A 17,814-nucleotide genomic window follows, 5' to 3' on the forward strand; every position below is an offset into this window, starting at 1 on the left:
CAAGATGAACGATAAGGAGCGTAACCTCCAACACGCCATGATGTCCTTTGCCCTTTGGGGCGGGATGCTGGTCAACAGTCGGCATATGCCGTCGAACTCAAGCCGGGTGGTCAGCCATCCGTCGAACTTCGTACCCTATACGATCAAGAAACGCTGACGGCCATTTTCGGGCCCAGCCTGAAAAGCCCCGGTCTCGACCGGGGCTTTTGCAATTCCGGACTTGCCTGACGCGGCGTTCGCAGCCGATGACGGGCGCGAACACGGAGACGACGCATGGGCCTGATCGCCGAAGACCGCCAGGGCGCGATCCTGATCTGGACGCTGGACCGCGAGGCGCGGCTGAACGCCCTGCCCGACCTGACCGACGGCAACGAGGTTGCGGCGGCTTGCGAGCGGGTCAACGCCGATCCGTCGATCCGCTGTGTGGTCCTGACCGGCGCCGGGCGGGCCTTCTCCGCCGGGGGCGACCTGACCGCCATGCGCGACCGTCGCGACCTGTTCGAGGGATCGGGCGGCGCCATCCGCGAACGCTATCGCCGGGTCGTCCACCGGATCGTGCGGTCGCTATATGGGCTGGAGGTTCCGCTGATCGCCGCTGTCAACGGGCCGGCCATGGGGCTGGGCTGCGACATCGCCGGCCTGGCGGATATCCGCATCGCCTCGGATCGCGCCAGCTTCGGCGTGCCGTTCCTGAAGCTGGGCATCATTCCCGGCGACGGCGGATCCTGGCTGCTGCCGCGCAACATCGGATACGCCCGCGCCGCAGAGATGCTGTTCACCGCCCGCTCCATCGACGCCGCGACGGCTGCCGAATGGGGCTTGGTCAATCGCGTGGTCGCCAATGACAGCCTGATGGCCGAGGCCCTGACCACCGCCGCCCAGGTCGCGGCCCAGCCGCCCCAGGCCCTGCGCATGGCCAAGACCCTGCTGCGCCAGGGCCGAGACATGAACTTCGACCAGATGCTGGAGATGTCGGCCGCCATGCAGGCCCTCGCCCACCTGACCGATGACCATCAGGAAGGCGTCGCCGCAGTGCTGGAAAAACGGCCGGGCGATTTCACGGGAAACTAGGCGGGCCGCTGATCCGCTATCCTACTGGGCGCGCATCGCCTGGTTTGGGCCGACGCCGGCGGCGACGGCGCGCTTGGCGCCGGCGGTCTCGCCCGGTTTCATGAACTTGACCAGCACGCGCTGACCGATCAGAAGGGGCGCGTCGCCGGCGGAGGCGACCACTTCGACCACCCGCTCGTCGGTGCGTTGCGAGGGATCGTCGGAGGCCAGTTTGCGGGCGCCGAACACGGCCGCCCGACGCATCACCGCGCCGATATAGACCTTGGTGGCGTCGCCCTCGGGGCTGATCTCGACGGCCTGACCGTCGGTCAGGTTGGGCAGGTCGCTCTCGACCACCTCGGCGCGGACGATGCGCGGGGCCTCGGGCTCCAGGTCGAACATGTTCGAGACGTTCAGCGTCGAGGCGCCGGCGCCGGGGTTGGCGTAGCGGCGCACGATCCGGCCGTTGCTGGGCGCACGGATGATGGTCAGTTCCTGGTTGTAGCGGGCCTGATCCAGCTGGGCGCGTGCGGTCTGGACGGCGGCGGTCTGGGAGCCGAGGCGGGCCTGAGCCGTGGCGATGGCGTCCTGGGCCTGGTCCATCCGCTGGGCGGCGACGAAGTTGGTGGCGACCAGCCGTTGCAGACGTTCCTGCTCGCGCTGTGCGGTGCGGATGTCGACGCGGATCAGGGCCAGTTGGCTCTCGGCCTGGGCCACGGCGGCCTGGGCGCTCTGCACCGCCAGGCGAGGCTCTTCGTCCTCCTGGCGGGCCAGGATCTGGCCAGCGACGACGCGGTCGCCTTCCTGCACCAGGACATCGCGAACGATGCCGCCGCGACGGGCCGCGATCTGGATAATGCCGCCCTCGACATCCACCTTGCCGTTGGCGATGGCCGCATAGGGGCTTTCGACCTTGGTGGCCGCAGCCTTCTCCTGCTCGGACTTCTTTGTCTTGGCGGCGGACTGGAACAGCATGAAGCCGACCGCCAGAACGATCACCAGCAGCAGGCCGATCCAGGTACGTTTTTTCTTCAGAAAGCCGGGCATTGGCGTGTCGTCCTAAGAGGAGAATTCGTCGTGTCGGTTAGTGGGACGCCAGGATGGCGTTCGGATCGGGGATGCGGCGCTGGTCGTCCAGGATCTTGCCGTCCTCGATATGGATGACCCGGTCGGCCCAGGCCTCAAGGCGCGGGTCGTGGGTCACGCAGATCACGGCGGCGCCGTGTTCGGTGGCGGCGCGACGCAGCAGCTTGATGACCACCTGGCCGTTCTCGCCGTCCAGGGCCGAGGTCGGTTCGTCGGCGAACAGGATCTTGGGATCCTTGGCCAGGGCGCGGGCGATCGCGACGCGCTGCTTCTCGCCGCCCGACAGGGCCGCCGGCCTCTGGTGCAGGCGATGGCCCAGTCCGACTTCTTCCAGCGCCGTCGTGGCGCGTTTCCGGGCCTGGCCGGAGGTCAGCCCCTGGAACTTCAGCACCGTCTCGACCTGCTGCAGCGCCGTCAGGGCGGGGAACAGGTTGAAGCCCTGGAAGATGAAGCCGCAGTTATCCAGCCGGAACTTGTCGATCCGCCCCGAGGACAGTTTCCACAGGTCGTCGACATCCAGCACATCGACCCGACCCTCTTCGGGTTTCAGCAGGCCGGACAGGGCCGCGATCAGGGTGGACTTGCCCGAACCGGACGGTCCCATGACCATGGTCAGGTCGCCGTGTCTGGCGTCGAAATCGACGCCCTTCAGCACCTCGACCCAGGCCTTGCCGGACTTGAACCGCTTGACCAGGCTCTTGGCTTCGATGGCGAAGTCGCCGTGCTTGCCGTGAACCTTCGTATGCCCAAAAGACGTATCGGTCATCGCAGCAGGTCCGCCGGTTGGCTGTTCTTGAGGATGCCCAGCGACAGCAGGCCGGACACCATGGCGATGGCGATCAGGCCGATGCCGACCACGATCAGCAGCGACAGCGGCAGGGCGATGATCACCGCCCCCATCATCGCCAGCAACGACACCAGCCAGGTCAGGACGATGGCCGCGATGACGCCGACGACGCCGACCCAGAAACTGAGCTCGACCACGATCCGGCGAAGGCTGCCCATGCTGACGCCCAGGGCCCGCAGCGAGGCAAACTCCTTGATATTGGCCATGATGGCCCCGCGCAGGGTCTGCCAGGTGATGGCGACGCCGATGATGATCCCCAACACGACGCAGCCGCCGATGATGATGACCAGAATGCCTTCTTCGAACATGGCGCCGGCGTTGGCGTCGGCCAGTTGCTGCTTGGTCCAGGCCTTCCACTGACCGTTGCCCATGGCGTTCAGCTGAGCCACCACGACGGGCGCGCGGGCCGGATCGCGCAGCTTGACCATCAGCGGCCCGACGCGCGCGCCTGTGTCGGCCTGGCCCAGCATCCGCAGGGTGTCGCGCGACATGACCACGCCCGGCTGCATCATATTGGGATAGCCGCGCGTCACGCCGACGACGGTGACGGTCTGGCCATTATACAGGGCCTTGTCGCCCAGCTTGACGCCTAGGGTCGTCAGCGCCGTCTCATCGACCGCGACGGTGTAGGGTTGGCGCAGCGCATCGACCAGTTCCTGGGAATAGTCGGTCGGGATCGTCACCGAACCCGGACGGGTGTCGATGATGCTGGCCTGGACGAACTTCTGGCGCGGCGCGCCCTTGGAGGCGTTGTCGGCCTGGCTCTTGGTCGGATCGACGCTCTTGATGTTCTGGAAGGTGCCGCCTGCGCCGTCCAGCGGCATGACCTCGACCACCTCGGGGTGGTTGTAGGCCAGCGGGATGAAACGACGCGGCACGCCCGACGGTCCGCCGATCAGGCTCTTGGCGCCCGGCTGCATGATGAAGACATCGGCGTTCGACCGTTCGATGGTCGCGGTGAACCCCTTGCCGATGCCGATGAAGACCCCCGTCATCGCCAGGACCAGCAGCCCCGACAGGGCCAGGGCCATGACCGCCGCCATATAGCGGCGCCACTCGAACAGCAGTGTTGAAAGCGCAAGCGACATCGTCGTCGATAAACCCCCGGTACGTCCGCCTATCTGAGCGCGCGTCGCCTCACGGCCAAGTTAAATCGGGGTAAGGGTTCCGCCTCACGGACATTGCGGGTTTGAAATCCGGGGATTAAGGGCGATGCAGCCTCTTGGCGCCGGCCCTTCGTCGGCGCTAGTTACAACATAACAGATGGGACAGGCCGTCCCACGCTCCGGGAAACACGCCTCCATGTCCTTGCCCTCTCTTCGTCTCACCGCCTCGCTGGCCGCCCTCGGCGCCGCGACCGCCGTCCTGTCGGCCCCCGCCACCTCGGCCAAAGCCGACGAGGGCATGTGGACCTTCGACAACTTCCCCATCGCCACGGTGAACGAGAAGTACGGGACCAACATCGACCAGGCCTGGCTGGACCGGGTGCGCAACGCCGCCGTCCGTCTGCAGGGCTGCTCGGCCTCGCTGGTGTCGAACGAAGGCCTGGTGTTGACCAACCACCACTGCGTTGTCTCCTGCGTTCAGGATCTGTCCACGGCCGAGAACGACTACGTCAAGAACGGCTGGATGCCCGCCACCCGCGAGGAAGAGAAGAAATGCCCTGGGCAGACGGCCGAGATCCTGACCGACATCGTCGATGTGACCGACCGCGTCACCGGCGCCGGCGCCGGGCTTGAAGGCGCCGCCTTCGTCCAGGCCCGCGCCGCCGAGATCGACAAGATTCAGAAGGAGACCTGCGGCGACGACCAGAAGCTGACCTGCCAGGTCATCAGCTTCTATCGCGGCGGTCAGTACAAGCTGTACAAGTTCCGCAAGTATGACGATGTGCGCCTGGTCTTTGCGCCCGAGTTCCAGGCGGCCTTCTTCGGCGGCGATCCGGACAACTTCAACTTCCCGCGCTACGCCCTGGATGCCGGTTTCCTGCGCATCTACGAGGACGGCAAGCCGGTCGTCACGCCCAATCACCTGACCTGGAACGCCAATGCGCCCAAGGACGGCGACGTCACCTTCGTCGCGGGCAACCCCGGCTCGACCTCGCGTCTGCTGACCATGGCCCAGCTGGAGATTCTGCGCGATCAGCAGATGCCGCTGACCCTGATCCAGTCGTCGGAACTGCGCGGCCGCCTGCTCGAATATTCGACCACCGGCGAAGAGGCCAAGCGCGTCACCGTCGATCCGCTGTTTGGTTTGGAGAACAGCTTCAAGGTCTTCTACGGCCAGCAGGGCGCCCTGACCGATCCGGCCTTCATGGCGACGAAGCGTTCGGAAGAGCAGGAACTGCGCCAGCGCGTCGCGGCCGACCCGGCCCTGGCCCAGCGCATCGGCGATCCTTGGGCCGATCTGGAGCGCGTCTCGACCGCGCAGCGCGACCTCTACCTGCCCTATCGCCAGCTGGAGTCGGCGGCCGGCCAGCGATCGCAACTCTACAGCTACGCCAAGTCCATCGTCCGCGCCTCCAAGGAACGCGCCAAGCCGGTGGCTGAGCGCCGCGCCGGTTATTCGGACGCCGACATCGCCTCGCTGGGCCGTCGCCTGGCGACGGAAACGCCGATCTCGACCGATCTGGAGAAGATCTTCGTCGATTTCTGGCTGTCCAAGACCCGCGAATATCTGACCGTCGACAATGCGAACGTGAAGGCGCTGCTGGGCAAGGAAAGCCCCGAACAGGTCGCCGCGCGCCTGATCGACGGCACGCGTCTGGCCGATCCGGCCTTCCGCGCCCAGGCCCTGGCCATGACGCCGGAGCAACTGGCCGCCTCGGGCGATCCGCTGATCGCCTTCGTCCTTGCCAATGACGACGCGGCCCAGGCCGTCCGCACCCAGTGGGAATCGGCCGTGTCCGGCCCGACCAGCCGCGCCGGCGAGAAGATCGCCCAGGCCCGGTTCGCGGTTTACGGCGCCAACCTGTACCCGGATGCGACCTTCAGCCTGCGCCTGTCCTATGGCCAGGTGAAGGGCTGGACCTATCGCGGCGTGACGGTCGAACCCTTCACCCAGATCGGCGGCCTGTACGAGCGCAACACCGGCGCCGAACCCTTCAACGCGGCCGAGGACTGGCTGGCGGCCGAGGACAAGGTCAACAAGTCGACCGTCTATGACTTCGTCTCGACCAACGACATCATCGGCGGCAACTCGGGTTCGCCCGTGATCAACGCCAAGGGTGAAGTCATTGGCGCGGCCTTCGATGGGAACATCCACTCGCTGGGCGGCAGCTTCGGTTACGACCCCGAGCTGAACCGCACGGTGACGGTCTCGACGGCCGCCATCACCGAGGCCCTGCGCAACGTCTACAACCAGCCGCGCCTGCTGCGCGAACTGGGTGTGCGTCGCTAGGACCCAACGTCTCCTCCCCATTCGCCTCTTGCGAATGGGGAGGGGGACCGCGAAGCGGTGGAGGGGCTCTTCACCACCGCACCAGCGCCTGTCATGTATCGTAGAGCCCCTCCGTCACGGCGCTGAAGACGCGCCGCGCCACCTCCCCATTCGCTGCGCGAACAGGGAGGAGACATAGGATTATCCCATGCGCCCTCTTCTCCTCGCCTCCGCCGCCGTCCTCGCTCTCGCCGCCACTTCGGCGCACGCCGAAGAGGGCATGTGGACCTACGACAACTTCCCCATCGCCCGCGCCAACGCGACCCTGGGCACGAACATCGACCAGGCCTTCCTGGATCGGGTTCGGCTGTCGTCGGTGAAGTTCGGCGGCTGTTCGGCGGGGGTGGTGTCGGGCCAGGGTCTGCTGATGACCAACAACCACTGCGTCGCCACCTGCGTCGCCAACCTGTCCACGCCGCAGCAGCAGTATGGCGAGACCGGCTTCACGCCCAAGACGCGCGAGGACGAGCGCAAATGTCCCGGCGCGACGGCCGAAATCCTGACTGACATCTCCGACGTGACCGAGCGGATGCACAAGGCCGGCGAGGGTCTTGAGGGCCAGGCCTTCACCCAGGCGCGCGAGGCCGAGGCCGGCCGGATCGAGACCGAAGCCTGCGGCAATGATCCCAAGATCCGCTGCCAGGTCGTCAGCCTGTATCGCGGCGGCCAGTTCAAGCTCTACAAATATCGGAAATACAGCGACGTCCGTCTGGCCTGGGCGCCGGAAGACCGCGCCGCGACCTTCGGCGGCGATCTGGACAACTTCTCCTTCCCCCGTTTCGCCATCGATGCGGCTTTCATCCGCCTGTATGAAGATGACAAGCCGGTCGAGACCCCGACCCATTTCGTCTGGAACGCCGACAAGCCGACCGAGGGCGAGGCCGTCTTCGTCTCGGGCAATCCCGGCGCGACGCAGCGCCTGCTGACGATGGATCAGCTGGCCACCATTCGCGACGTGGTTCTGCCGCTGGATCAGCTGATTGCGTCGGAGTTGCGCGGGCGGCTGATCCGATACGCCGAAGAGGGCGAGGATCAGGCCTTCATCGCGATGGATCCCATCGTGGGCGTCGAGAACACCTACAAGCGTGGCCTGGGCCGGATGCGCGCCCTGACCGACGCCAACTTCATGACGGCCAAGGCGGCGGCCGAGGTCGACTTCATGCAGCGCTACGCCGCTACGAACGGCGCTGCCCCTGATCCGTGGGGCGCGCTGAAGGCCGTGCAGCCCATCGCCCGCGAACTCTACGCCCCCACCGCCCTGCTGGAAGGCGGCACGGCCATGGGCACGACCTCGGTCGCGGGCGGATCGCAGCTGTTCCAGTGGGCGCGCGCCATCGTGCGCGGCACGCAGGAGCGAGCCAAGCCGTCGGACCAGCGTCTGGCCGAGTTCGCCGACAGCCGCCTGCCCGGCGTCGAATCCGGCCTGTTCGCCGAACGTCCGACCTATCCCGAGCTGGAGCAGATCCGGCTGGAATGGTGGCTGTCCAAGACGCGCGAATGGCTGACGGTCGACAGCCCGCACGTCCGTACCCTGCTGGCCAAGGAAAGCCCCGAGGGTCTGTCGGCCCGCGTCGTCGCCGGCACGAAACTGGCGGACCCGGCCGTGCGCCGCGCCCTGTGGACCGGCGGTCTGGCGGCGGTTCAGGCCTCGGACGATCCGCTGATCCAGTATGTGCTGTCGATCGACGCCGACGCCCGCGCCGTTCGCGCCGAGTGGGAGAACAAGGTCAAGGCGCCGACCGACCGCGCTTCGGAACAGCTCGCCGTCGCCCGTTTCGCCGCCTATGGCGACGCCGTCTATCCCGACGCCACCGGCACCCTGCGCCTGACCTATGGCCAGGTCGAAGGTTCGGACGTGCCGGGCCAGCGGTTTTCCGCCTTCACCACCTTCGCCGGCCTGTGGGACCGGGCCACCGGCGCCGAGCCTTTCGCCGTCGCGCCCAAACTGCTGGCGGCCAGGGACCGGATCGACCCGAACGCGGTGATGGACATGGCGGTCTCGACCGACACCATCGGCGGCTCGTCCGGCTCGCCCGCCATCAACGCCAAGGGCGAGATCATCGGGGCCAACTTCGATTCCACCGTCCTGACCCAGCGCAACGCCTATGGCTACGACCGCGCCGTGAACCGCAGCGTGATCGTAACCACCCAGGCCGTGACCGTCGCCCTGCGCGACGTCTACGGCATGGACCATCTGGTCGAGGAGCTGGGCGTAACCCGGTGAGCGAGGTCGTCTTCCGCGCCGCGACGCCCGACGATGTCGCCGCGCTGCACCCCCTGATCGAGCGCGCCTATCGCGGCGACACGGCCAAGGCGGGATGGACGCACGAGGCGGACCTGTTGTTCGACGACCGGACCAGTGCGGACGAGCTGACGGCCCTGATCGCCGATCCCGACCGGGTCGTCCTGCTGGCGCATCGCGACGATGTCCTGATCGGCTGCGTCCAGGTCGCCCGCGTCGGCGAAGACCGGGCCTATCTGGGCATGCTGACGGTCGAGCCGACCTTGCAGGCGTCCGGCCTGGGCCGCCGCCTGCTCGCCGCCGCCGAGGTCGAGGCCGTCGCCCGGTTCGGCGCGCGTCGCATGGAGATGACGGTCATCCGCCCCCGCACCGAACTGATCGCCTGGTACGAGCGACGCGGCTATGCCCCCACCGGCGAGACCCGCCCCTTCCCCGTCGATCCGCCCCGGCCGGAACTGGCTTTCGTGGTGCTGGAGAAGGCGCTCTGACGTGATCCTTCTCCCGTTGGGAGAAGGTGGCCAGAAGGGTCGGATGAGGGTCGGCTGGTGGGCCAGGTCGTACGGCCGACCCTCACCCTTTCACGCCAGAACGACGGCTGTCGCCGCCGTGCGCTCAAGCCCTCTCCCAATGGGAGAGGGAAGATGCACGTGACCTCTTGAAAAACGGACACCAGTGTCCATTTGAGCGTGCTGCCATGTCAAACCCCGCCCTCAAACCTGTCCGCAAGGACGCCGTCCTGAACCGCGCCGCCGTGCTGGAAGCCGCGCGCGCGGTCTTCGCCGACCAGGGTCTGGACGCGCCGCTGGACCTGATCGCCGAAAAAGCCGGGGTCGGGCGCGGCACCCTCTATCGTCACTTCACCGACCGCACCGAACTGGCCTTGGCGGTGCTGGAGGCCGATGTGGCGGACCTGGGCCGGCGCACCGCCGAACAGGGGGAGGATCCGTCCGCCTTCTTCTGGTTCCTGGATCGGCTGGCCGAGGACATGGTGCGCAATGCGGGGCTGGCGGGGGTCGTGCGGAACGTGCGGTCGCCGGATGCGCTTACCCCCTTGCGGCAGAGCTTGATGGAGGCGGGCGCCGCACCGCTGGCGCGGGCCCAGGCTGCCGGCCTGGTGAGGGAGGATCTGCGGCCGATGGACATCCGTCTGATCGCCACCCTGCTGGGCGCCGGCTTCCAGGGCGCCGACGCGGCCGAGCGTCAGGCCGTGTCGCTGCGAACCCGCGCGATCATCCTCGATGGACTGAAGCCTCGCGGGGGACTGCTCTGATGGCCCGCAACAACTGGCACCTGCCGTGGGAACAGTATGTCGAGACGCTGAAGCCGCACGAGCGGCCGATGATGCCCGGCTCGCCCGCCACCCCCGACCATTCGTGGCCGATGCGGATCCAGTACGCCCTGACCGGCCTGCTGGTCGCCATGGTCGGGTCGCTGGGCAATGCCGCCGTCACCGCCAACATCCAGAACCTGCAGGGCTCGCTGGGGATCACCATCACCGAGGCCGCCTGGCTGCCGGTCGTCTTCGTGATGACCAACGCCTGCATGAACCTGATCCTGGTCAAGTTCCGGATGCAGTATGGCCTGCGCCTGTTCACCCAGATCTTCCTGGGCGCCTTCGTGCTGGTCTGCGCCGCCCACCTGTTCGTCGACAACTATCAATCGACCCTGCTGGTGCGCGCCATCGCCGGCATGGCGGGCGCGGGCCTGAGCAGCCTGGGCTTTCTTTACATCATCCAGGCCTTCCCGGCGGCGCACCGCTTGAAGGGGCTGATCATCGGTATCGGCCTGGCCAGTTTCGCCGTGCCGATCTCTCGCCTGGTCATGCCCGGCCTGTTGCAACTCGGCGACTGGCGCGCCTTCTACATGTTCGAACTGGGCCTGTGTCTTGTCGCCTGGGGCGCGGTGCAGGTGGTCAAGCTGCCGCCGTCCGAGCGGCTGCGCGTGTTCGACCGGCTGGACTTCCTGACCTTCGCCCTGTTCGCGCCGGGGGTGGCCCTGCTGTGCGCCTCCCTGGGCCTGGGGCGGATCGTGTGGTGGACGCAAGCCCCCTGGATCGGCTGGGCCCTGGTCGGGTCAATCGTCCTGCTGACCGCCGCCTTCCTGGTCGAGCACAATCGGAAAAACCCGCTGATCAACACCCGCTGGCTGACGGGGCCGGACCTGCTGCGCCTGTTCGGGGCCATCCTGCTGATCCGCATGGTGCTGACCGAACAGACCTCGGGCGCGGTTGGGTTTCTGACGGTCGTCGGCCTGGGACCGGACCAGTTGCATGGGCTGTTCGTCGTCATCCTGCTGTCGATGATCGCCGGCACCCTGGTCAGCGCCTTCACCCTGAATATGGAGAAACTGAACAAACCGATCGCCATCGCCCTGGCCCTGATCGCGGTCGGCGCCTGGATCGACAGCCACTCGACGGTCCTGACGCGTCCGGCCCAGCTCTATTTCAGCCAGGCCCTGATCGCCTTCGCCTCGGCCATGTTCATCGGCCCGGCCCTGATGATCGGCATCGCCAAGGTGCTGACCCAGGGCAAGCAGAACCTGATCAGCTTCATCGTCATGTTCAGCGTGCTTCAGAACGTGGGCGGTCTGGCCGGCGGCGCCCTGACCGGGACGTTGCAGATCGTCCGCGAGAAATACCATTCCAACCAGTTGGCGGCCGGCATCTCGGCCCTTGACCCGCAGGTCGCGCTGCGCCTGCGCCAGCTGTCGGGCGCCTATGCGTCCACCATCACCGACCCGGCCCTGCTGAACGCCGAGGGCGCGGCCCTGCTGAGCCGACAGGTGACGCAACAGGCCAATGTGCTGGCCTACAACGACGTCTTCCTGGTCATCGCCGTGATCGCGGCCCTGGGCTGCGCCTGGGTGACCGTCACCCACCTCCGCCCGCGCTGGAAGGCGCGCCGCGACGCCAAGACCAACACTGCTGACGCCGCTGCCCAGGCCGCCGCCGTCGCAGCCGCAGATTGAACCGAGACCCGCCATGACCGACGCCGCCCCGCCCGCCACCGCTCAACCGGCTCCTGCCGCCGCCCCCGCTCTGGCGCCTGCGCCGAAGAAAAACGTGCTGTGGACCGTGATCGCCGCCGTCGTCGCCCTGCTCGGGGTGCTGGCGGTGCTCTACGCCTGGCAGCTTCCGCCGTTCAAAGGCGCGATACAGCGCACCGACAACGCCTATGTGCGCGGCCAGGTCACCATCATCAGCCCGCAGGTGAACGGCTATGTGGTCCAGGCGCCGGTTCAGGATTTCCAGACCGTGCAACAGGGTCAGTTGCTGGCCCAGGTCGATGACCGCATCTATCGCCAGCGGCTTGAACAGGCCGAGGCCAGCCTGCATTCGGCGCAGGCCGCCCTGTCCAACTCGACCCAGACCCAGGCCTCCGCGCGCGGTTCGGTGGCCCAGCAGCGCGCCTCCATCGCCGCCGCCGAGGCGACCCTGACCCGCGCCCAAGCCGACGCCAATCGCGCTCGCACCCTGAAGGCCGGCGGCTGGGTGGCTCAGGCCAATGTCGACATCGCCGAGGCCGCCCTGCGCAGCGCCCAGGCCCAGGTCGCCCAGGCCCGCGCCGCTGAGGGCATCGCCGAGACCGGCGTCACCTCCGCCGTCGTCGGCCGCGACAGCCTGGCCGCCGCTGTCGAGAACGCCCAGGCCGCCGTGCGCCTGGCCCAGATCGATCTGGCGAACACCCGCATCACCGCCCCGCGCCCCGGCCGTCTGGGCGAAATCGGCGTGCGCCAGGGCCAGTATGTCACCGCCGGAACCCAGCTGATGGGCCTGGTCCCCGACGTGGTCTGGGTCACGGCCAACATGAAGGAGACCCAGATGAAGAACATCCGCGTTGGCCAGCCGGTCGAGATCACCGTGGACGCCCTGGGCGGCCAGACCCTGCGCGGCCACGTCGAACGCATCGCCCCCGCCGCCGGCAGCGAGTTCAGCGTCATTCGCCCCGACAACGCCACCGGCAACTTCACCAAGGTCGCCCAGCGCATCCCCGTCCGCATCCGCATCGATCCCGGTCAGGAAGCCGCCGGGCGTCTGGCGCCCGGAATGTCGGTGGTGGCCAAGGTGAATACCGCGGGTTAGGTCGAGGCCGCCCAGCGGGGCGACAAGCTGGCGGCCAGTAGATGCACGTCGTGCGTCCGCATCCGCTCGAAGTTACCCAGCCCCAAGGCCAGGGCGCGCATGATCTCGGTCTGGCGCGTGTGTTCGGGATGGGCGGGCAAGGACGATTCCGCCCGCGCCAGCTCTGCATCCAATTCCGCCATCATATGGGCCAGTATCCCGTCGTTCATCTGATCCTCCATCGCGCCGCCGACCGCCGAAAACAGTTAGAGCACGGCGAGAACAAATGCGGAACAAAATGTTCGCAAGAACTGTGGACGAACGAAAAGGGCCGGGCGATGCGTCGCCCGGCCCTTCGTCATTTCCGCTGTCGCGAACCGGTCAGCTGTCGGTCTGCCAGCCGCCGGCCAGCGCCCGGAACAGGGCGATCTGGTAGGTGGTGACCAGGGCGTCGGACTGGGCCAGGGCGGCGTCGGCCGCCGCCTGGGTGCGTTCGGCGTCCAGCACCAGCAGGAAGCTGTCGGCGCCGGCGTTGAAGCGCAGGCGCGACAGGTCGGCGGCGCGGGCCGCCTGGTCACGCGCCTCGGTCAGGGCCGCACGGCGGTCCAGTTCGTTGGCGTAGTTGCTGAGCGCCGTCTCGGTTTCCTGAAGCGCCGTCAGCACCGTCTGGTCGAAGGTCGCGAGCGCCGCGTCCGAACGGGCGCCGGCGGCCTTGATCTGAGCTCGCGCGGCGAAGACATTGGGGAACGACCAGCTGATCAGCGGACCGAAGCTAAAGCGCGTATTGCCAGAATCGCCCAAGCCGTCGGCGTCCAGCGCCGTCGAACCATAGGAACCGCCCAAGGTTATCCGCGGATACAGATTGGCGGTGGCCACGTTCACACGGGCGGCGGCGGCGGCCAGGTTGGCCTCGGCCTGACGCACGTCGGGGCGACGGGCCAGCAGGGCGGCACCATCGCCGACCGGGATCGGTTGGCTGAGTTGCGGCGGGCGAACGCAGGCGGCGGCGGCCTGGCTGGCCTCGGCGGGGGTGACCCCGGTCAAGGTGGCCAGGCGGAACAGCGCCTCGTTGCGGGCCGCGCGCAGGGTCGGCAGGGTCGAGGCCGTCTGAGCCAGGGCCGCGCGGGCGCTGGCCACGTCCAGACCGGTGCCGGCCCCGCCGTCGAGCAGGGTCTGCGTCAAGTTGGCGGTGTTGCGTTGCAACTCCAGTGTCCGTTCGGCCACCGCGATCTGCGCATTGGCCGAGCAGGTGTCGGCATAGGCGCGGGTCGTCTCGGCCGCCACCGTCACCTGGACCGTGGCCAGGGCGGCCTCGGCGGCGCGGGCGTCGGCGCGGGCGGCGCGGATGGTGGATTCCACCCGGCCGAACAGGTCGATCTCGTAGGATGCCTGAAGACCGACGTCATAGGTGTCGATCTCGGGCGCGTCCTGACCGGCGGGCAGGCCCTGGACCGTGGCGGCCGAGGCGCGGCTGCGCTGGGCCTGGGCGCTGGTCGTCGTGGTCGGGAAGCGGCCCACGCGGGCCTCCGACAGCGACGCCCGAACGGCGCGCAGGTTGGCGAAGGCGGCTTCGAGCTGGTTGTTCTCGGCGAAGGCCTGCTGGATCAGGGCGTCCAGCGTCGGGTCTTCATACAGCCGCCACCAGTCGTCTCGCGCCGCAGCGGTCGAGACGGTGGGGCTGGCCGAGCCGACGAAGCCCCCCGTCCCGGCGACGGGCAGGTCGGCGATGGGCGCCTTGGGGCCGACCGCGCAGGCGGCGAGCAGGGCGCTCGACGCTGCGGCGGTCAGGAAGCTGAGGGTCTTGTTGCGGGTCATCAGATGTCCCCTCCCCGGCCGGTCGCGGGCGCCGGAGCGTTCGGATCGGTCAGGTCGCTGGTTTCGTCGTAACGCACGGCCGTATCTGGGGTCGTGGTCGGCTTGGGCTTGGGCTTTCCACCTTGCGGCAGCTTCGATGACAGCCAGCGGCTGACCACATAGAAGACCGGCGTGAAGATCAGGCCGAAGAAGGTCACGCCCAGCATGCCCGAGAAGACGGACGTGCCCAGCGATTGCCTCATCTCCGCGCCCGGACCCGTCGCCAGCATCAGCGGCACGACGCCGAGGATAAAGGCGAACGAGGTCATCAGGATCGGACGCAGACGGGTCTTGGCGGCGGCGACCGCAGCCTCGAACCGGTTCATGCCCTGGTCTTCTTCGGCCTGTTTGGCGAACTCGACGATCAGGATGGCGTTCTTGGCCGCCAAGGCGATCAGAACGACGAGCCCGATCTGGACCAGGATGTTGTTGTCCAGACCCCGCAGGTTCACCCCGATGATGGCCGCAAGCAGACACATCGGCACGATCAGAATGACCGCCAGAGGAAGCGTGAACGCCTCATACTGAGCCGCCAGCACCAGGAAGACGAACACCACCGCCATCATGAAGATCATGGTGGCGCCGGAACCGGCCGCCTTCTGCTGATAGGCCAGACCCGTCCATTCGTAGGAGAAGCCCTGGGGCAGGGTCTGCGCGGCCATGTTTTCCATGATCTGCAGCGCCTCGCCGGAAGACACCCCGGCTGCGGCGTTGCCCTGAAGCTCGGCCGCCGGGAACAGGTTGTAACGCACGATCCGGGCCGGACCCGAGTCGTTCACCAGATTGGCGACCGAACCGATCGGCACCATGGCCCCCGACGTGGACTTGGTCTTCAGGTTGGCGATGTCGGCGATGTCGTCGCGCGACGTCGGCTCCGCCTGCGCCGTCACCCGGAAGGTGCGGCCCAGCATGTTGAAGTCGTTGACGTAGGACGAGCCGAGATAGACCCCCAGCGTGTTGAACACGGCGCCGGGCTGGACGCCCAGCATCAACGCCTTGTCGCGATCGACGTCGGCGGTGATGCGCGGCGAGGCGGTGTTGTAGATCGAGAAGACCTGGCTGACCTGGGTCGGCGCCTGGGCGGCGGCGCCCATCATGGCGAAGGTCGCGCCTTCCAGCGGACGATAGCCGGCGCCTTGGCGATCCTGGATCATCATCGAGAAGCCGTTTCCGGTGCCCAGGCCCTGCACCGCGGGGGGAGCGATGACGAAGATCTGTGCGTCCTCGATCTGACCGGTGGCCTGGGTGATGGCCCCGGCCAGCGCCGTAGCCGCCTCTTCCTTGGTGCGATCCTCGAACGCGTTCAGACGCACGAAGATGGTGGCGGCGTTGGAGCCGAACGAGAAGCTGGAGCCGTCCAGGCCGGCGAAGGCCACGGTGCCGTTCACCCCGGGCGTGCCCTGGATGATCTTGCTGGCGCGTTCCATCACCGCCTGCGTGCGATCCAGCGAAGCGCCGGCCGGCAGTTGGATGACGCCGATCAGGAAGCCCTGATCCTGCTCGGGAATGAAGCCCGAAGGCGTGTCGATCAGGCGCCAGGCCGTCAGGCCCAGCAGACCGGCATAGATGATTAGCACCAGGCCGACCGTCCGCACCAGACGCGCCGTCAGGCGGCCGTAACGGTCCGACAGCCAGTCGAAGCCTTCGTTGAACTTACGCCCGGCCCAGCCGGCGTAATAGACGATCGCGCCCAGGACGCCCGGCTTGCGGGCATGCACATGGTCCTTCTTGTGCGGCTTCAGCAGCAGGGCGGCCATGGCCGGCGAAAGGGTCAGGGAAATGAACAGCGAGATGATCGAGGCCGAGGCGATCACGACCGCGAACTGGCGGTAGAAGATGCCGGGGATGCCGGGCACGAACATGGTCGGGATAAAGACCGAGATCAGCACCAGACCGATGGCGATCAGAGCGCCGGAGACTTCCTGCATCGATCGGTAGGCGGCCTCCTTCGGACTGAGGCCTTCGCTGATGGCCCGTTCCACGTTCTCGACCACGACGATGGCGTCATCGACGACGATGCCGACCGCCAGGACCAGGGCGAACAGGGACAGGGAGTTGATCGAATAGCCCAACGCCAGCTGCACCGCGAAGGCGCCGACCAGGGACACGGGAATGGCGATGATCGGGATGATCGCTGCGCGCCAGCTTTGCAGGAAGACCAGAACGACGATGACGACCAGAACGATGGCCTCCAGCACGGTGTTCTGGACGGATTTCACCGAGGCGGCGACGAATTCGGTCGGATTGTAGGGCACGGAGACGTTCATGCCCGCCGGAAGATCGGCCTTGATGGCGTCAACCTCGGCCAGAACCCGATCTGCGGTGCCCAGCGCGTTCGCGCCCGGCTGCTGAACGATCGCGACGCCGACGCCGCGCTTGCCGTCGAAGAAGCCGCGGATGCCGTAGTCCTGGGCGCCCAGTTCGATCCGCGCCACGTCGCGCAGATAGGTGACTCGACCTTGGGCGTCCGTCTTGAGGACGACCTTGGAGAATTCGTCGGGATCGGTCAGACGGCCCTGAACCTGGATCGGCAGCTGGAACGAGGCGGCGCTGTTGGGGAACGGCGGCTGGCCGATGGAACCGGCGGCGGCCTGAACGTTCTGGGCGCGCAGGGCCGCGACGATCTCGGGGCCCGTCAGACCGCGCTCGGCCGCCTTGGCCGGATCGATCCAGATGCGCATCGAATAGTTGCCGCCGCCGAACACCTGAACCGCGCCCACGCCTTCGACGCGCAGAAGACGGTCCCGCAGCGTCGAGTTGGCGTAGTTGCCGACATAATCGTTATCCAGCGTCCCGTCGGGCGACGTCAGACCCAGGATCATCAGGAAGCCGCTCTCGGCTTTGTTGACCACGACGCCCGTCTGGCGAACCGCCTCGGGAAGGCGGGGTTCGGCCAGGGCGACCCGGTTCTGGACCAGCACCTGTGCAGAATCGAGGTCGGTTCCGGGCTGGAAGGTCACGGTGATCGCCACCGCCCCGTCCGAGGTGGACGAGGAGGTGATGTAGAGCATGTTCTGGACGCCGTTCACCTCCTGCTCGATGGGGGCGGCGACGGTCTCGGCTAAAGTCTCGGCCGAGGCGCCGGGATAGGCGGCGTTGATGGTGATCGTCGGCGGCGCGATCTGCGGATACTGCGACAGGGGCAGCAGCGGATAGGCGGCGATGCCGATGATCGTGATCACCACCGCGATCACGGCCGCGAAGATCGGCCGGTCGATGAAGAAGCGGGAGATGTTCATG

The 17,814-nt window shown here is 67.6% G+C and carries 14 protein-coding genes; 8 read left to right on the forward strand and 6 right to left on the reverse strand.

Going from position 1 to position 17,814, the window contains the following annotated elements; translation table 11 throughout:
- The first annotated feature begins 4 nt into the window (after positions 1 to 4).
- Together WC597_RS08615 and WC597_RS08620 are read left to right on the forward strand one after the other, a co-directional pair.
- Positions 5 to 157: a hypothetical protein gene (locus WC597_RS08615; RefSeq protein WP_167762455.1), complete on the forward strand. Its 153-nt coding sequence runs from the start codon at positions 5 to 7 to the stop codon at positions 155 to 157.
- Positions 158 to 273: 116 nt separating this feature from the next.
- Positions 274 to 1,071, forward strand: a complete 798-nt coding sequence (locus WC597_RS08620) for a crotonase/enoyl-CoA hydratase family protein (RefSeq protein WP_372692943.1) — start codon at positions 274 to 276, stop codon at positions 1,069 to 1,071.
- A gap of 21 nt (positions 1,072 to 1,092) precedes the next feature.
- On the opposite strand, the gene WC597_RS08625 is transcribed toward WC597_RS08620, so the two are convergent.
- From WC597_RS08625 to WC597_RS08635, 3 genes are read right to left on the reverse strand one after another with little or no spacing between them, the layout of a single operon-like run.
- Entirely contained in the window at positions 1,093 to 2,097 is a 1,005-nt protein-coding gene (locus WC597_RS08625; protein ID WP_372692944.1) for an HlyD family secretion protein, read from the reverse strand.
- A gap of 37 nt (positions 2,098 to 2,134) precedes the next feature.
- Positions 2,135 to 2,902 carry an ABC transporter ATP-binding protein gene (locus WC597_RS08630; protein ID WP_372692945.1) on the reverse strand — a complete coding sequence of 256 codons (768 nt, stop codon included), beginning with the start codon at positions 2,900 to 2,902 and terminating at the stop codon, positions 2,135 to 2,137.
- The gene (locus tag WC597_RS08635) at positions 2,899 to 4,071 is read right to left on the reverse strand and encodes an ABC transporter permease (RefSeq protein ID WP_372692946.1); all 1,173 of its coding nucleotides are present in this window, start codon (positions 4,069 to 4,071) and stop codon (positions 2,899 to 2,901) included. Before WC597_RS08635 ends, WC597_RS08630 begins: the two co-directional genes overlap by 4 nt.
- A 214-nt stretch (positions 4,072 to 4,285) precedes the next feature.
- Here WC597_RS08635 and WC597_RS08640 point away from each other — a divergent pair, with 214 nt between their 5' ends.
- The 6 genes from WC597_RS08640 (at position 4,286) to WC597_RS08665 (ending at position 12,741) form a co-directional block, all read left to right on the forward strand.
- Positions 4,286 to 6,379, forward strand: coding sequence for a S46 family peptidase (locus WC597_RS08640; RefSeq protein WP_372692947.1), 2,094 nt, complete (start codon positions 4,286 to 4,288; stop codon positions 6,377 to 6,379).
- Positions 6,380 to 6,566: 187 nt separating this feature from the next.
- A complete protein-coding gene (locus WC597_RS08645) occupies positions 6,567 to 8,642 on the forward strand; it encodes a S46 family peptidase (RefSeq protein WP_372692948.1) in 2,076 nt (691 codons plus the stop codon).
- On the forward strand, positions 8,639 to 9,148 hold the full coding sequence (locus tag WC597_RS08650; protein ID WP_372692949.1) for a GNAT family N-acetyltransferase: 510 nt from the start codon (positions 8,639 to 8,641) through the stop codon (positions 9,146 to 9,148). Before WC597_RS08645 ends, WC597_RS08650 begins: the two co-directional genes overlap by 4 nt.
- Positions 9,149 to 9,354: 206 nt before the next feature.
- Positions 9,355 to 9,930, forward strand: a complete 576-nt coding sequence (locus WC597_RS08655; RefSeq protein WP_372692950.1) for a TetR/AcrR family transcriptional regulator — start codon at positions 9,355 to 9,357, stop codon at positions 9,928 to 9,930.
- On the forward strand, positions 9,930 to 11,627 hold the full coding sequence (locus WC597_RS08660) for an MFS transporter (RefSeq protein WP_372692951.1): 1,698 nt from the start codon (positions 9,930 to 9,932) through the stop codon (positions 11,625 to 11,627). Before WC597_RS08655 ends, WC597_RS08660 begins: the two co-directional genes overlap by 1 nt.
- A gap of 13 nt (positions 11,628 to 11,640) precedes the next feature.
- Positions 11,641 to 12,741 carry an HlyD family secretion protein gene (locus WC597_RS08665; RefSeq protein ID WP_372692952.1) on the forward strand — a complete coding sequence of 367 codons (1,101 nt, stop codon included), beginning with the start codon at positions 11,641 to 11,643 and terminating at the stop codon, positions 12,739 to 12,741.
- On the opposite strand, the gene WC597_RS08670 is transcribed toward WC597_RS08665, so the two are convergent.
- The 3 genes from WC597_RS08670 to WC597_RS08680 all read right to left on the reverse strand — a co-directional run bounded on the left by WC597_RS08670 (position 12,738) and on the right by WC597_RS08680 (position 17,813).
- On the reverse strand, positions 12,738 to 12,950 hold the full coding sequence (locus WC597_RS08670) for a hypothetical protein (RefSeq protein WP_372692953.1): 213 nt from the start codon (positions 12,948 to 12,950) through the stop codon (positions 12,738 to 12,740). The genes WC597_RS08665 and WC597_RS08670 overlap by 4 nt on opposite strands.
- A gap of 151 nt (positions 12,951 to 13,101) precedes the next feature.
- Positions 13,102 to 14,535 carry an efflux transporter outer membrane subunit gene (locus WC597_RS08675; RefSeq protein ID WP_372692954.1) on the reverse strand — a complete coding sequence of 478 codons (1,434 nt, stop codon included), beginning with the start codon at positions 14,533 to 14,535 and terminating at the stop codon, positions 13,102 to 13,104.
- A complete protein-coding gene (locus WC597_RS08680; RefSeq protein ID WP_372692955.1) occupies positions 14,535 to 17,813 on the reverse strand; it encodes an efflux RND transporter permease subunit in 3,279 nt (1,092 codons plus the stop codon). Before WC597_RS08680 ends, WC597_RS08675 begins: the two co-directional genes overlap by 1 nt.
- Between the last annotated feature and the right edge of the window lies 1 nt (position 17,814).

Origin of the sequence: Brevundimonas sp., from assembly GCF_041648115.1 — a bacterium.
In the GTDB taxonomy this organism is placed as follows: domain Bacteria; phylum Pseudomonadota; class Alphaproteobacteria; order Caulobacterales; family Caulobacteraceae; genus Brevundimonas.